Genomic DNA, 15,055 nt, shown 5'->3' with positions numbered 1-15,055 from the left:
CTGCACCGGTCGCGCAAAGCCTGGTCAGATTGCCCAGAATCGACGATTTCTCTTGGTCGGAATGCCGCGTGCGGCAGTTTCCGTTTTCCTACACCCTGCCTTCCAATCGAGGAAAGAACATACAGCGAACGCATCGCTGCCAATGTTCGAAACGGAGTTCCTCGATGAACAATGCAATCACCCTTCCCCGCCCATCCGTTAAAGGCATTCGTGCCCGCGACTATATTCTTCCGGCCGCGATTGCGCTCGCCTGCGCCGGTGCCGCCTATGCCGGTGCCGACACGACCTTTGATCCGGCGCTGCAGAAGTTCACTGACTTCCTCGAAGGTTCGGGCGGCAAGATCATCACCGTCCTCAGCCTTGCCGGCGGTTTGATCGCGCTCGCCTCGGGCCGCTTCGCCCTTGGGCAGGTCGCGGTCCCGGTCGGTGTCGGAATTGGCGTCGGCACAGGCGTGCCGATCGTCACCTCGGTCGTGACCGCAACCATTTGATCGCGGTCTAACGACGGGAGGGCGGCATGGCCGACAGATACCTCGTTCCACGGCGGCTCGACGACCCGGAGCTTATCGGCTTCTGGACCATCGACGAGTTTGCGGGACTGCTCGTCCCCTTCGCGTGGGGCATCCTTTCGCAGCACATCATCATCGGCACCGGCCTATCGGTCATGACCTGGTTCGCCCTTCGAAAGGCGAAGGCATCAGGCGCAGGGTCGAAACTGGTCCATGCTGCCTACTGGTATCTGCCGGGGAGCTTCCTCGGGCTGAAAGCCACGCCGCCCTCCCACTGCCGCCTGCTCGCAGGCTGAGGGAGGACCCAAGTGAAACACGAATTCGCCTATGAGGAAGCGCAGCGTCACCTCAAACAGCGCAACCGCTTCGCCGCGCTGTCAGCCGTGCTGGGCCTTACCAGCCTGCTGGCGGTCGGCGCGGCGGCGACGCGCGAGGAAAGCGTCATTTTGGTGCCTGTCACGACCGAGCGCCTGACGCTCGGGAGCGGCGGTACCGATGCGCACTACCTCGAACTCGTAACCCGCGACACCGCGCTCATGCTGCTCAATCGCGCACCCGAGAGCCTCGACTACTGGATGGAACAGGTCCTCAAGGTGGCAGATCCGTCAGCGCACGGGAGCCTCAAGGCCGAGCTCGTCAAGATCGTCGACGAGCAGCGCGGTTCGGACATCAGCCAGGCCTTCGTCATCTCGCGGATGGAGGTCGACGCGCAGGCGCTCACCGCTGTCGTCACCGGCACGCTCAAGACCTTCGTCGGTGCGCAGGTGATCGCAAGCCAAGAGCGCAGCTTCGAATTCAGCTGGAACCGCCGCGGCCTCAGTCTCGGCCTCACCGGCTTCCGCCAGCTCCCAACCGAAAACGAGGAGGAGAACCCATGACACTCCTATCCCGCCCCTTCCCCGCCGCGCTGACCAGCGTTGCACTGGCAATCGCCACGGCCGCCTACGCTTCACCGGCACATGCCGACCAGTTCGTCGAGGCCGCTGATGGCGCCGCGATCGACTGCGTGCTCGCGCGCGGCGCGCTGACCCGTATCGCCCTCATCGAGGACGGTTTCGCCAATGTCTCGAAGATGGCGAGCGGTTTTCCCTACAACGATTTCGAGGTGACCCACGAGCCGGTGCGCGGCGACATCTATGTCTCGGTGCCGCTGCAATATGCGAGCGCCAGGGTCAGCTTCTTCGCGACGAGCAGCGCGGGCTATGTCTACAAGTTCACCTGCCGCGTCGAAGGCGAGGAAGCGAGCCAGCTCTTCGTCACCAATCCCGCGCTCGCCAAATCCCAGGCGAGTGAATGGGAAGGCGCAGCAGTGACGCGCGACGAGGCCGCGATCCGGCTGATCGAAGCGATGGCCAGCGATGGGGTCCTGCCGGGCTTCCGCGCCCGTGCCGAACTTTCGCGACCACGCCACACCGACAGCCTCGAAGTGCAGCAGGTCGCGGAATACGAAGGCGCCGAACTGATCGGCCAAGCCTTTACTCTACGCAATCTTGGCTCGGCGCCCGTCGACCTTGCCGGTGAGCGCGAGGCGCCGGCCGGGGCGCTGGCCTTTGCCTATGGCCGCGACAGCCTTCAGCCTGGCGAGAGCACTCAGGCCTTCCTTGTCTTTACCAAGGGAGGGCTCGAGTAATGGCCGATCCCGACACACGCGATACGCCCGCGCCAGCGCCAAAGGACGAGACGCGCGGCGAAGCCCGGCGCAACCTCAACCGCACGGTCGCGCAGCGCCAGAAGCTGCTGCTTGCCGGGATCGGCGGCGTGGCGCTCATCGCCGGTTCGATGTTCATCTTCGGCGGCGAGGATGAAGCCGGCGCCGACGGCGTGGGCGCGACCACGATCGAGACCGGCGCGCTGGTCAATCGCAATCTCTCGCAGCGCGAATTCGTCGCCACTTACGGCAACCGCCTCGATGCGCAGGGCCGCGCGATCAAAGACCTGCAGGAAAGCCAGCTTCCCAAGGCCTCGATCGAGCAGGAGCTCGAAACGCTGCGGGGCGAGAACGCGCGGATGCTGAGCGACGGGCAAGCTGCGATCGATGCGATCTCGGCGGAGAACGCCGCCTTGCGCTCGGAACTCGAAACCGTCCGCGCCAATCCCCCGGTCACGCCAGTTGACGCAGGAGAACCGCGGACTCCGGGTTTCGCTCCCGGACCGCTCGAGCCACCCAGCGAACCCAAGGCGAGCCTGCTGAGCTTCTCATCCGAAAAGCCGGGCGCAGCCAAAGCGAAGGCAACCGAAAGCACGCCGCCGCTGCTGCTCGAGGCAAGCCGCGATTATCTCCCGCCCAACAGCTATGCACCTGCCACCGTGATCGTCGGGGTCGACGCCTCGACGGGCGTGACCAGTCAGAGCGATCCGCTGCCCGTGGTGCTGCGCATCACCGGGCCGGCGCGCTCGGTGCTGCAAGGCGACAAGCTGCTCACCACCGATCTCACCGGCTGCCTCGTCAACGGCGCGGCACGCGGCGATCTCTCGGCCGAGAAGGTTTACGTCAAGCTCGTGCGCATGACCTGCGCGCAACCGGGCGGACGCTTCGCGGTGAGCGAGGTCAAGGGGTTCATCGCCTTTGCCGGCAAGTCGGGCGTGCGCGGCAATGTCGTCAGCCGCGAAGGCAGCCTTGTCAGCCAGGCGCTGCTTGCCGGGATCGTCGGCGGGTTCGGGCGCGGCTTCTCGGCCAATGCCAACGGCATCTTTGCGCAGCCTGTCGGCAGCGACGGCAGGCGCGAGGCGCTTTCGCCGACCGACATCCTCGCAGGCGGCCTCGGCCAGGGCGCGGGCGAAGCCGCCGACACTACAGCCAAATACCTCATCGAACGCGCAGAACAGTACCAACCCGTCGTCGAGATGCCGACCGGCATCGCAGTCGAGATCGTCTTTCTCGACGGCGTCCATGTCAGGAGCACACCGCAATGAACTATTCGAACCAGCGGCCCGGCCTCAAGGCGCGCGCCGCGCACATATCGCTCGCTGCCGCCAGCGCAGCAGCCCTCCTCACAAGCGGCGTCGCGATCGTAACCGCCATGCCCGCGCAGGCCGCGATCACGCGAGATGTGGTTGAAGCGCTCAAGCTTCGTCTGCCCAGAACGCCGATCGACGCGCTCGATTGCACGACATTCGCGCCATGGTGCGAGGTCGTCTCGGGAGAGACGCTATTCTACATCGACGAAGCGGCACGCTACCTCTTCGTCGGGCGGCTCTACGACATGGAGGAGCGGCGCGACGTGACTGCCGCGCGCCTGCTCGAACTCAACCCCGACCTGCTCGCCGCCGGCGCAGCCCGCCACGCCGGCGAGGACACTGGAGGGCGCCATGACGTTGCCGAAACCCGCGACAGGCAGGTCGCGACGCATGTCGATCTTAAAGCCCTTCCCAAGGAAGGCGCGATCCTGTGGGGCAATCCCAAGGGGCTGAAGCTGGTTGTCTTCTCGGATTTCCAGTGCGGCTACTGCAAGCGGCTCACCGGCGAACTCGAAAAGGCAGGCGTTCTTGTCGAGGAACGGCCGATCTCGATCTTCGGCGCGTCGAGCCGCCGCTTGTCCGAGGCGGTGCTGTGCGCCGCCGACCCGGTCGAGGCGCTCCATGCCGCATACACCGGCAAGCACCTCGAACCGCGCGCAACCTGCAAAAAGTCAGCTGCGCTCGATGCCAACGAAGCCTTTGCACAGGCCAACGGCTTTGCCGGAACCCCGGTAATCGTCCGGGCGCGCGACGGTGCGGTGCTGCACGGCTACCGTGATGCAAAGACACTGCGCGCCTTTGCCAATGCCAAGACCGGATCGAAGCAATGAGCGGCGGTGCGACCCGTGTCGGAGCGACGGCAATTCTCGCGTTGATGATCGCCGGCTGTGCGACGCTTGGCGGCAACGTCAAGGGCGACTTTTCCTGCCGGGCACCGGAGGGAAGCTGCGCGCCGACCTCGATGATCGACGATGCCGCGACCCGCGTTTCACAGGCAGAACGGTCCGGTCATGCCTCTGCGGGAGCGCACAGGGCCGGTGATCGCGGATTGCGGATCGTTGTTGCGGGCTACCGCGACGGGGCGGGCCGCATCCACGAGGCCCGGGTTGTTCATGTCGTGCTGCCCGATCGCGCTGCCGAGCGCTGGCGCGCGCCGCGTTCGACCGGCGACGTGCTTCGCGCACTGGCGCGTCCGGCTGAAGCAGAAGTCGCCCCGCCCGCCGCCGCAGAAGCAATTCCTTTCCAGCATCCCAATCCCTCCCCCCAGCAGCCTCCCGATGTCCTGGTCATCCCCTCGCAGGATCTGACGGAGCTGCCCGGCGCCAAAGCGCCGGACCCCGGGGCACCTGGTCGTCCCCCCTCCCCCGGCCAGGTGCCCCACCCCGTTCTGCCCGAAGGAGAGCCCAAGTGAACCTCTCGCTATCCTCTGCGCGCGACGCGCTCCTTGCTGGCCTGTTCGGCGATGCGAAAAGGGGCGACCATGCGCAGCCGCGTTTCGCGCTCGACATGCTGTCGGACTGGCTTCCGTACCGAGTCTATGACGAGGGCCCGGGGCTCTACCGCAACGCGCACTCGAAGGGCTTCATTCTCGAAGTCACCCCGCTCATCGGCGCCGACGAGCGGACAGGTGAGATCCTCGGCCAGTTCTTTTCCGAGAGCCTGCCGCAAGGCGCGTGCCTCCAAGTGCTGAACTTCGCGTCCCCGCGCATCGGCGCCATCGTCGGCCCGTGGTTCGCACCGCGCTACGAGCAGGGCGGGATCTACGAAGCGATTGCGAAAGCCCGCACCAACCGGCTCTACGATCTCGTCTGGAAGTCGGGCTCGGCACACGCGCCGTTCCATGCGCGCCATGTGCGTCTGGTGCTCTCGCTCGGCGTTCCGGTGCCCGGAAGCGTCACCGATGCAGAACTCACCGAATGCCGCGACGGGATGTCGGGGATGCTGAACTCGCTCGGCCTTGCATCGAACAGGCTCGAGCCCGCAGGCCTCCTCGCATTGGTCGACGAGCTCACCTCGCCGACCACCGCGCGCGAACCCGATCTCACGCACTGGAACCGCGAGGACACGCTCGACGCGCAAGCGATCCGCCGCGACATCGAACTCGAAGTCGAGGACGACCGGCTGATCTTGCGCACCGAGCGCTTCCGCGAGACCGGGCGCTCGCGAGATGGCGTGCCGCAGGTAGGTGAATGCTATCCCGACCGCTTCGATGTGCGCCATTACGGCGTGCGCTCTACCCCTGAGCGCTGGGCACCGTGGGAATGCGCGCGGCTCATCGGCGACATGTTCACCGACAAACTGCGCTTTCCCTGCCCGGCTGCGACCATGCTGTGCCTGCATTATCCCGACCAGGAAGCCGCCTCGGCGCGCGCAGGCTACAAGTTCATGCGCACCACCAGCCTGTCGGAAACGAAGAGCGCACGTTTCCTGCCCAAACTGTCCGAGCAGTCGGCAGAATGGAAACACGTCCAGGCCGAGCTCCAGGCGGGCAAGAAGCTGGTCAAGCTGTTCTATGGTCTCACCACGATCTCGCCGCTTGGCGAAGGCGATGCGCATGAGCGCACGGTCAAGGCGATCTACAAGGCGGCCGGATGGGACCTTGCCGACGAGCGCTTCCTCCAGCTCCAGGGCCTCGTCGCGGCGTTCCCGTTGAGCCTCGCCGATGGTCTGGTCCACGACCTTGCGCGGCTCAAACGCTTTCGGACCATGCTCTCGACCACCGCGGCCCATATCGCCCCGCTGCAGGGCGAGTATCTCGGCGGCACTATCCCGCACCTGCTGCTTCTCGGCCGGCGCGGCCAGCCCTTCTTCTGGTCACCCTTCGAGAACGCGGCGGGCAACCACAACATCGCGATCTGCGGGAAGTCGGGCTCGGGCAAGTCGGTGCTGCTGCAGGAGCTGTGCGCCGCGCTGCGCGGCGCGGGCGCCAAGGTCGTGGTGATCGATGACGGACGCAGTTTCGAGCATTCGGTAAAGCTGCAGGGCGGGCGCTTCGTCGAGTTCACCCTCGCCTCGGGCTTCTCCTTGAATCCCTTCTCGATGGTCGACGATGCCCGCGCGCATGAGGACGAGGACTACCGGCTCGACTGCTTTGCGATGATCAAGGCGATCGTCAGCCAGATGGCGCGGCCAAGCGCCGCGCCCTCGGACACCGAGCGCGGCCTCATCGACCGCGCGGTGACGCAGGTCTGGGAAGCGCTCGGCAGCGGCGGCGCGATCGACGATGTCGCGCATGCCCTCCATCAAAGCGAAAACGAGGCGGGCAGGGATTTGGCGACCGCGATCGCGCCTTTCTGCCGCGGCGGCAGCTATGCCGGGTTTTTCTCCGGCAAGGCGAGTTTCGCGCTCGAAGACGATTTCACCGTCTTTGAGATGAGCGACCTTGCGTCCCGCGAGGAACTGCGAAGCGTTGTCCTCTCGGCGATCATGTTCATGACCGGCCAGGCGATGACGCGCAGCTCGCGGTCCACCAAAAAGCTGCTTTTGATCGATGAAGCCTGGGCCATGCTCAAGGGTGGTTCGATGGGCGAGTTCGTCGAGACCTATGCTCGCACCGCGCGCAAGTACGGGGGTGCGCTCGCCACTGCCACCCAGTCCTTGAACGATTACTACAAATCCGACGGCGCGCGGGCCGCGCTCGAAAACAGCGACTGGATGCTGGTGCTCCAGCAGAAGCCCGAGACCATTGCCGATTTCCGCAAGGAGGCCCGGCTCGACATGGACGACCGGACCGAGACGCTGATCCGCAGCCTCAAGCGCTCGGGCACCGAGTACAGCGAGATCTACCTCAAAGGTCCCGAGATGGAAGCCGTTGGACGCCTGGTGCTCGACCCACTCTCGGCAACCATCTTCTCCTCCGATCCTGACACCTATGCCGCGATCCACCGCCATGTCGAAAACGGCATGCCGCTGGAGCGCGCAGTCGCGCTGGTCGCGGGCGTGGAAGGAGGCATGTGATGGTGCTCGAGACCACCACGCTCGTAGATCGCGTGCCGCTTCCGTCAGTCAGACAAGCCCGCGACAAGCACCGTGTGATCGACTGGCTGGCGCTGTTCCAGGGCACCTGCCTGGTGCTGATCGAAACGGCAAGCTTCGCGGCGAGCACGCTGCTGCTGGTCCTCGGCCTGCCGCTGTTCGTGTTCCTGGCTGTAGCAGGCTGGGATCTCACGGCGCTGTTCGCGCAGCTCGGCAATCTTGCCGACCATTACCGCACCGCTGAACCGGTCGCGCGCCGCTTCTTTGCCCAAGACCTCCAGATCGCATTCCTCATCGCAGCCGGCGGCCTCGCCCTGCTGCGATTGCCGGCTTTCCTGCGCCGCCTCGATCGCCGCCTCGCCGAAGGATCTCCCCGCCATGGATAGACTGAACCTCCCGCTTAGCCAGCTGGGCCCGAAACTCCTCGCTCTACCCTTGCTCGTTGCCGCGCTCCTGTGGGGTGCGTGGATCACGCAGCAGGTCACCAGCTCCCCGGAGCAGCGGATCGTCACGGTCCGGCTCGCCGAGACCATCGGGACATTCGTCGAGGAAGCCGCGCGCGCCGATGCCGATCCGGCGGTCGTTCAGGCGGCGAGCCTTGCATACCTCAAAGCCGCCGAAAGCGCCGTCGCCGACATGGGCCATGACGGCCGCGTGGTGCTGGTTGCCGAGGCCGTGCTCGCGGGCGCTGCCGAAGACGCAACCTCCGAACTCGAGCAGCGCATTGCGGACAAGCTCGCCGGGGAGAAGCAGCCATGAGCCTGACCCGCTCGATCCGCCGTCCGCTGCTGCTCTCGGGGCTGGTCCTGCTGCCGCTTGCCTGGGCGCCGCTCGATGCCTTCAGCAAGGACCACGCGTTCCTCATCAATGCGAGCCCGAGCCTGTCCAACTGGGCGTTCTGGCTCGACAAGCACGCGCCGATCGAACGCGGCAGCCTGATCTTCTTTGAGCCGCCGCAAAGCGAGCTGGTCGAAAGGCATTTCGGAAAAGGACCGCAGATGTTCGGCAAGCGCGTGCTTGGCATGCCGGGCGATGTCGTGCGCCACGAGGGCGATGCGGTCTTCATCAACGGGAAGCAGGTCGCGAGCCTGCTCGAGGTCACCCGTCTCGGTGTCCCGCTCACGCGGGGGCCTAAAGGCGTCATCCCCGAGGGCTGCTACTACACCGGCACCAGCCATCCCCGCGGGCTCGACAGCCGCTATGGCGCAATCGGCTTCGTGTGCCGCGGACAAATCCTTGGCAGCGGGAGGGCGATCCTGTGATGCGCTCCCTCTTTCCGCTTGGCGCGCTTCTCCTCGCTGCGCTCCCGGCCAGCCTGCAGGCGCGAGACTATGGCCAGCGCGGCGCGGTCTTCCCCGTGATCGAGCGCGATCTGCTCGAACAGATCCATGCTCGCCTCGCGCAGATGGAAAAGTCGGGCGAGACCGCGCGGCTCAACGAGGAACTCAAGCGTCGTACGATCGCCCGCGTCAACCGGCCTGATCCGGTTGCCGGCGTGATCCGCGCAAGCGCAAGCCGCCAATGGGCCTTCGATCCGACAATTACGCTTGCTGCCGATATCCGGGGCGCAAAAGGCGAGCTGATCCATGCCGCCGGAACCCGGGTCAATCCGCTCGACAGCGTCAAGCTGCGCGGCGACCTCCTGTTTCTCGACGGCGACGATCCGGCGCAGGTCGCCTGGTCGCTGAGGCAAGAAGTCAATGCCAAGCTGATCCTCGTCAAGGGTGCGCCGCTCGAGCTGATGAAGGCCCGCCAGCGAAGGTTCTATTTCGACCAGGGCGGCAAGCTCACCGACAAATTCGGAATTCGGGCGACGCCTGCGCGCGTGCGCCAGAACGGCCGGATGCTCGAAGTGAGCGAGATCGCGCTGCCGCCCCGGAAGGCACAGCCATGAGCAGCATCCGCGCCTTCCTGGTGCTGTTCACGGCGATGCTATCGCTGGTATTCGCATCACCGGCTTCGGCCGATGCCGGTCCGGGCAAGTGCACCGGGCAATTCGTCAACCCGATCACCGACATCTGCTGGTCGTGCCTGTTCCCGATATCGGTCGGCGGGCTCGAAATCTGGCCGAGCAATCGCCCCGATCCCGACAATCCGGACCTACCGGTGTGCCTGTGCGGGCTTCGGCCCGGCATCGCGATGGGGTTCTGGGAGCCGGTCCGGCTCGCCGATGTCAGTATGAAGCCTTGGTGCTTCGTCAACCTCGGCGGGATGAAACTCGATCCCGGCTTTGATATTGGCTTCCGCTCGATCTCGGGTCCTTCGGCGGTGGGGGGCGCAAGCCAGTATTATTCGAGCTGGCATGTCCACTGGTATGCCTATCCGCTGATCTACTGGATGGAGATCGTCGCCGATTTCCTGTGCCTCGAGCCCGGTTCGATCGACATCCTCTACATCTCCGAGATCGATCCGCTGTGGCAGGACAGCGAGCTCACCGCGATCATCAACCCCGAAGCGGTGCTCTTCGCCAACCCGCTGGCGCTTGCCGCTTGCGCTGCGGATTGCGCGGCATCGACCGCCAATTTGCCGCTCGACGAGATGTTCTGGTGCGCGGGCTGCCAGGGTTCGATGTACCCGATGAACGGCAACGTCTCGGCCTCGATCGGACATGTCCAGGCCTCGCGGCTCGTGCTCTCGCGCTTCGCCTACAAGCTCCACCGCGAACTCGTTTCGTGGGGCACGATGGGATCGAAGGGCCTGTGCGGCAAATACCTGATGCCGGTGATGCGCAAGCAGCAATACCGCTTCCAGGCCACCAATCCCAATCCGGCAACCAAGGGCCGCTTCGCCTGCCCGCCTATCGGTGCCTCCACCACCTTCCAGTCCCCCGGACAGGTCATCCCCGCCATCGGCGAAGACATGGGATACCTCGTCTGGCGCAAGAGGAATTGCTGCGCGCTATGAGAATCGCCTTCCCCCTGCTGGTCGCTATCAGCCTTGCGACCGCCGCCGCCTTTGCTGCCGCGTCTGCGCAAGAGAGTTCGCCCGAACTCGATCTTGCCGAAATCCGCGCGCGCGCCAGCGAGCATAGCGCCGATGCCGAAGCGCTCGCCACGTCGGTGAAGACAAAAGCCGATGCGCTGGCAGAGGACGCGCGCGCCGCTCAACAAACGGCCCACGCGAACCGCGCAGCCTATGCAGAAGCGGCGCAAGCGACTGCCGATACCGGCCCGCTCGATCTCGATGGCATGATCCGCGCCCAGGCCGATGCCGAAGTGGCGGCAATGGGCGAGACGCCCCGGTTCATTGCCTTTGCCTCGCTGGGAATGCCGGAACGCTCGCTCAAGGCGCTGGTTCACGATGTCGCGAGGGCGGGCGGCGTCACCGTGCTGCGCGGGTTCCCGCAAGGCGACAGCGCGCGCTTCAAGAAACGCATCGCCGCGATCTGGAGCGATGGCCATGAAGCCGGCGCGCTCGGGATCGACCCGCGCCTGTTCCGCGCCTTCGATATCGAGGTCGCTCCGAGCTTCGTGATGATCGCGAGCGACTTTGCCCCCTGCGACGGGTTCGACTGCAGCGACATCCTTCCGCCGCACGACCGCATCGCTGGCAATATCAGCGTGGCCGAAGTGCTCGACACCTTTGCTTCAGGAGGCGGTCCGGGCGCGCAGCTTGCACGTCTCCATCTCCGCCGCCTTGAAGGAGAGCGGCCATGAGGCTCACACAATCGCTTCGTCTGGGACTGCTCGCTCTTCTCGCCGTCGCCGCGCCCCTCTCCGCGCAGCAGCAGGATGCGCGGGCTGACGGCAAGGCCTTTGGCGAAAGCCTGCGCAGCGAAGCGCAGGCAGCCGCCAACTCGCAGCACGACGCATCCACCCTCCCCAATTACGATCGCAATGCCGTGCGTGACCTCGAAACGCTTGCCGACGATCCCGACCGGATCGAGAGCAATGCCGCGGCGGTGGCCACCGGGCACCAGGGCTATCGCGCGATGCGCGACAGCATCGCCAACCGCGCACGCTTCGATCCAGACGAGATCGAGGATGTGATCGCGCGCAGTCTCGCGATCAACGAGACGCCGCTTGAATACACCAGCGGCATGGATATCTCGGGCGGCCAGGGCAATTGCGTCCCGCTGCCGCCCGGCTCGGGCTCTGCGGGAACCTACACCGCGACCTGCAACACCGGCACGCGGATCGACCAGTCGGCGGGTCAATGCGCGGTGCCGCTCGTCGCCAGCGTGACGCAGCGCCAGCAATGGCATTATCTCTGCAACGACACCGGCATCTACCAGGGTCTTCCTTGGTGCTCGGCCTTCGATGGCGGCTCGTGCCGCATCACCGGCTATCGCCCCGGCCCGTGCCTCCAGTGGTGGGACAACGGGTTCAACCGCTTCTGCTCCGAGCCGGGCGATCCGATTGCCGAAATCTCCTGCAATGCGCCCGATCCTCGCTACACGCCTTATGCGGTCACCACAGACAGCACGGTCGATGCGGTTCCAGACGAGAGCCAGTGCACGGGTTTTGCCGACAATGGAGACTGCACGCTCGATGTAGAGATTTGCACCGATGCCGATCCGCAGACACGCGTGATCGACGGCGTCTCGGTGACGCGGCCCTGCTGGGAATGGCAGCGCAGCTACACCTGCACCTCGCGCGAAGCGGCGACCGATTGCTCGGACATCGAGAGCCAGGGCACCTGCCGCTTCGTCCGCGAGGAATGCCTCACCGACGAACTTCCGTGCGAGACCTGGGAGCGCATCTACGAATGCCCGTTGCCCGATACCGAGAACACCACGCAATATGTCTGCGATGGCGATGTCTATTGCATTGATGGCAGCTGCGAGACGATCGAGCGCACCGCTAATGACGAGTTCAAGGATGCAGTCACCGCGCTCCATGCGATGGACGAGGCGCGCGGGCAATTCGACCCGAACACGCTGACGCTGTTCCGGGGAACGCGCAACACCTGCTCGTCCAAGGTCTTCGGCGTGCTCAATTGCTGCAAGGGCAAGGGTTTCCCGCTCATTCCGGGGATCAGCCTGCTGGTCGCGCTCGGCTGCGACCGCGAGGAAGTGTTGCTCCACCAGCGCGATGCGCAGGGCCTGTGCGCCTTTGTGGGCACATATTGTTCAAAGAAGTTCCTTGGCGTCTGCCTGACCAAGAAGAAGGCCTATTGCTGCTTCGAGAGCAAGCTTTCGCGCATCTTGCAGGAACAGGGCCGCAAGCAGCTTCCCAAGCCCTGGGACAAGCCCAAGGAAGAACAATGCGAGGGCTTCACCCTCGACGAGTTCGCTCAGCTCGATCTTTCCCGCATGGATTTCAGCGAGGTTTATGCCGAGTTCACCGAGGCCGCGCGGCTGCCCGACGAGCTCGAGACCTCCATCCTCATCCAGCAGAAGATCGACGACTATTACGCAAGGGGCGGTCAATGACCCATCTGGACTACCTGACTGCGCTCGCACTCAGCTTCACTGCGCTCGCCGCCGCTTCGGCGCATGCCCAGGAACCTCGGGAGACGGCATCGATCACCGACGCCGACGCGCTCTACTGCGAAGAGCGAAAGCTCGGCTACTGGTTCTACTGCGTCAAACCTGTGCCCGCAGAGGAACCGCAAACGCCCGAAGCCGAACCGGTCGCGGCCAGCCAAGAACTCGATGCGATCACCTCCGAATTGCGCGAGTTGAAGGCGCGCGCGATCCTCTATCCGACCGAAGCGAATGTCGCAGCCTATATCCGTTTCCAGCGCGCGCAGCTCGACCGCGCCTCGCTGTTCTCCGATGTCTGGCAACGGGCGATCTGGCAGGACCCCGAACTCGACTACACGCTCGAACGCCCCGTCGGAGCGGTCGCCAAGAAGCAGTGGCAGGACGCCCGCAGCGCCGAGCGCGACAGCGTCATGGCACGGCTCTCCGAGCGCTACGGCCTGTTCTATTTCTTCAGCGCCACCTGCGGCCCGTGCGAAGTGATGAGCCCCATCGTCAAGGGAGTCGCCGACCGCTGGCGGATCACTGTGCGCGCCATCTCGACCGATGGCGGTCCTTCGCGCCATTTCCCGGACTACAAGGTCGAGACCAACCAGCGCGCCAGGCTCGGTCTTGAAGGCAAGGCCACCCCGGCGCTCGTGCTGTGGGACAGCGCGACCAAGCGCCCGATCCCGATCGGATACGGCGTGCTCTCGGCCGACGAGCTGCAGGACCGCATCTATCTCCTCACCTCGAAGGAAGCCGGACATGATTACTAGCATTCGCAACGCGGCGCTGACCCTCGCCGCTGCCAGCATGGTCGCATCACCCGTCGCCGCCAATGTCGGCGACAGCATGGACCGGTTCATGGACGACATGGGCGCGGCGGCCAATGTCATCGGCCCGACCGCTTTCGAAGGCCAGTCGGCGGGCTATTACAGCCTCGGCAATGTCTGGACGCGCTTCCCCCAGAAGACCACCAACGTGGCCAACCTACAGCTGCCCCGCGCCCGCGCGGGCTGCGGCGGGATCGACATCTTCGCGGGCTCCTTCTCCTTCATCAATGCGAGCGAGATGGTCGCGCTCCTGAAAGCCGTGGCGAACAACGCGGTCGGGTTCGCCTTCAGCCTCGCGATCGACACCGTTTGCCCCGAGTGCAACAAGATCATGCAGGAGTTTTCGCAGAAGGCGCAGCTCATGAACAACCTCTCGATCAACTCCTGCGAAATGGCGCAGGGGCTGGTCGGAGGCCTGTGGCCCAAGGGCGATCTCGCCGACAAGGCGATCTGCGAAGCGATCGGGAATTCCGAAGGCATCTTCACGGACTATGCCGCAGCCAAACACGGCTGCGGCACGCGCGGGCAGCGCGCCTCAACGAATGAAGGCGCCGGCGCCGACTACGCCGACATCAATCCGGGCGTGGCGCGCAACTACACCTGGCACGTTCTGAAAAAGAGCGCCTTCTTCAACCCCGGCGGCACATTCGACCGCGAGCTTGCCGAATACGCCATGACGCTGATCGGCACGGTGATCTATGTGCCGCCCAAGGACGACGAGGCAGGCAAGTTCGTGCCTTTCGCAGGCGATGCTTCATCCACCCTGGTGAGCGCACTGCTCGACGGGACGCAGGGCCAGACTGTTCGCGTTTTCCGCTGCGACGAGACCGATCTTTGCCTCAATCCCACCTTCGAGCAGATGAGCCTATCGAATGCAAAGGCCATCCGCCCGCGGGTCACGCTCCTGATCGGGAACATGGTCGATGCGATCCGGGCCGACACCGCGATCGGCAATGCCGAAAAGGAATTGCTGCAGGTCGCCTCGGTCCCCTTGTACAAGATCCTTACCGTCCAGGCCGCCTATGGGCGCGGAATGCCGACTGACGACCGCGACACGCTCGCCGAGATCGCCAGCATCGACCTGCTCTATGCCATCCTCGACCGGATCGTGTCGGAAGCCGGGCGCTCGATGGCGAGCTTCATCGCCGCCGACGAAGCCAAGCTCGCGATCTGGCGCGGCCAGGTTGCTGAGGTGCGTTCGGGGCTCGTCCAGCGACAGGCCACCGGACAGGCCAAGGTCTCCGCTATCATGCAGATCATCGAGAAAACGGCGATGATCGAGAACGCCCTTGCCGCCTCGATGTCGCCCTCGATGTCGGCAGCGCTCGACTGGTCGCGCGGGCTCCAGTCGCGCTCGATTATCCCCTGAGGCC

General features: G+C 65.2%; 17 protein-coding genes. All 17 read left to right on the top strand.

Annotated elements, in window-relative coordinates; genetic code table 11:
* The first annotated feature begins 164 nt into the window (after nucleotides 1-164).
* From K3152_RS02030 to K3152_RS01950, 17 genes are read left to right on the top strand one after another with little or no spacing between them, the layout of a single operon-like run.
* Nucleotides 165-491, top strand: a complete 327-nt coding sequence (locus tag K3152_RS02030; RefSeq protein ID WP_173214078.1) for a hypothetical protein — start codon at nucleotides 165-167, stop codon at nucleotides 489-491.
* A gap of 26 nt (nucleotides 492-517) precedes the next feature.
* Complete coding sequence (traL, locus tag K3152_RS02025) at nucleotides 518-805, top strand: type IV conjugative transfer system protein TraL (protein ID WP_010412623.1); 288 nt, start codon at nucleotides 518-520, stop codon at nucleotides 803-805.
* A gap of 12 nt (nucleotides 806-817) precedes the next feature.
* Nucleotides 818-1,387, top strand: a complete 570-nt coding sequence (locus K3152_RS02020) for a type IV conjugative transfer system protein TraE (RefSeq protein ID WP_010412621.1) — start codon at nucleotides 818-820, stop codon at nucleotides 1,385-1,387.
* Nucleotides 1,384-2,139: a type-F conjugative transfer system secretin TraK gene (locus K3152_RS02015; protein ID WP_137678730.1), complete on the top strand. Its 756-nt coding sequence runs from the start codon at nucleotides 1,384-1,386 to the stop codon at nucleotides 2,137-2,139. The genes K3152_RS02020 and K3152_RS02015 overlap by 4 nt, the downstream gene beginning before the upstream one ends.
* On the top strand, nucleotides 2,139-3,422 hold the full coding sequence (locus K3152_RS02010) for a TraB/VirB10 family protein (RefSeq protein WP_170002819.1): 1,284 nt from the start codon (nucleotides 2,139-2,141) through the stop codon (nucleotides 3,420-3,422). The genes K3152_RS02015 and K3152_RS02010 overlap by 1 nt, the downstream gene beginning before the upstream one ends.
* On the top strand, nucleotides 3,419-4,297 hold the full coding sequence (locus K3152_RS02005; RefSeq protein WP_137678732.1) for a DsbC family protein: 879 nt from the start codon (nucleotides 3,419-3,421) through the stop codon (nucleotides 4,295-4,297). The genes K3152_RS02010 and K3152_RS02005 overlap by 4 nt, the downstream gene beginning before the upstream one ends.
* A gap of 44 nt (nucleotides 4,298-4,341) precedes the next feature.
* Nucleotides 4,342-4,878 (top strand): hypothetical protein, encoded by a 537-nt coding sequence (locus K3152_RS02000; protein ID WP_152435765.1) that lies wholly within the window; start codon nucleotides 4,342-4,344, stop codon nucleotides 4,876-4,878.
* Complete coding sequence (gene traC, locus K3152_RS01995) at nucleotides 4,875-7,424, top strand: type IV secretion system protein TraC (protein ID WP_152434335.1); 2,550 nt, start codon at nucleotides 4,875-4,877, stop codon at nucleotides 7,422-7,424. Before K3152_RS02000 ends, traC begins: the two co-directional genes overlap by 4 nt.
* A complete protein-coding gene (locus tag K3152_RS01990) occupies nucleotides 7,424-7,828 on the top strand; it encodes a hypothetical protein (protein ID WP_137678734.1) in 405 nt (134 codons plus the stop codon). Before traC ends, K3152_RS01990 begins: the two co-directional genes overlap by 1 nt.
* The gene (locus K3152_RS01985; RefSeq protein WP_137678735.1) at nucleotides 7,821-8,201 is read left to right on the top strand and encodes a TrbI F-type domain-containing protein; all 381 of its coding nucleotides are present in this window, start codon (nucleotides 7,821-7,823) and stop codon (nucleotides 8,199-8,201) included. The genes K3152_RS01990 and K3152_RS01985 overlap by 8 nt, the downstream gene beginning before the upstream one ends.
* Nucleotides 8,198-8,704 (top strand): S26 family signal peptidase, encoded by a 507-nt coding sequence (locus tag K3152_RS01980; protein ID WP_137678736.1) that lies wholly within the window; start codon nucleotides 8,198-8,200, stop codon nucleotides 8,702-8,704. The genes K3152_RS01985 and K3152_RS01980 overlap by 4 nt, the downstream gene beginning before the upstream one ends.
* Nucleotides 8,704-9,336, top strand: a complete 633-nt coding sequence (traW, locus tag K3152_RS01975) for a type-F conjugative transfer system protein TraW (protein WP_137678737.1) — start codon at nucleotides 8,704-8,706, stop codon at nucleotides 9,334-9,336. Before K3152_RS01980 ends, traW begins: the two co-directional genes overlap by 1 nt.
* The gene (gene traU, locus K3152_RS01970) at nucleotides 9,333-10,346 is read left to right on the top strand and encodes a conjugal transfer pilus assembly protein TraU (protein WP_137678738.1); all 1,014 of its coding nucleotides are present in this window, start codon (nucleotides 9,333-9,335) and stop codon (nucleotides 10,344-10,346) included. Before traW ends, traU begins: the two co-directional genes overlap by 4 nt.
* The gene (gene trbC / locus K3152_RS01965) at nucleotides 10,343-11,098 is read left to right on the top strand and encodes a type-F conjugative transfer system pilin assembly protein TrbC (protein ID WP_137678739.1); all 756 of its coding nucleotides are present in this window, start codon (nucleotides 10,343-10,345) and stop codon (nucleotides 11,096-11,098) included. The genes traU and trbC overlap by 4 nt, the downstream gene beginning before the upstream one ends.
* Nucleotides 11,095-12,816 carry a conjugal transfer protein TraN gene (locus K3152_RS01960; RefSeq protein WP_137678740.1) on the top strand — a complete coding sequence of 574 codons (1,722 nt, stop codon included), beginning with the start codon at nucleotides 11,095-11,097 and terminating at the stop codon, nucleotides 12,814-12,816. Before trbC ends, K3152_RS01960 begins: the two co-directional genes overlap by 4 nt.
* Nucleotides 12,813-13,625, top strand: coding sequence for a conjugal transfer protein TraF (locus tag K3152_RS01955; RefSeq protein WP_152434334.1), 813 nt, complete (start codon nucleotides 12,813-12,815; stop codon nucleotides 13,623-13,625). The genes K3152_RS01960 and K3152_RS01955 overlap by 4 nt, the downstream gene beginning before the upstream one ends.
* Complete coding sequence (locus K3152_RS01950; protein ID WP_152434333.1) at nucleotides 13,615-15,051, top strand: conjugal transfer protein TraH; 1,437 nt, start codon at nucleotides 13,615-13,617, stop codon at nucleotides 15,049-15,051. The genes K3152_RS01955 and K3152_RS01950 overlap by 11 nt, the downstream gene beginning before the upstream one ends.
* Nucleotides 15,052-15,055 lie beyond the last annotated feature (4 nt).

Origin of the sequence: Qipengyuania polymorpha, from assembly GCF_019711435.1 — a bacterium.
Classification (GTDB): Bacteria; Pseudomonadota; Alphaproteobacteria; order Sphingomonadales; family Sphingomonadaceae; genus Qipengyuania; species Qipengyuania polymorpha.
Note: the sequence above shows the minus strand (reverse complement) of the source record. Positions and strands in the feature narration are given on the sequence as shown.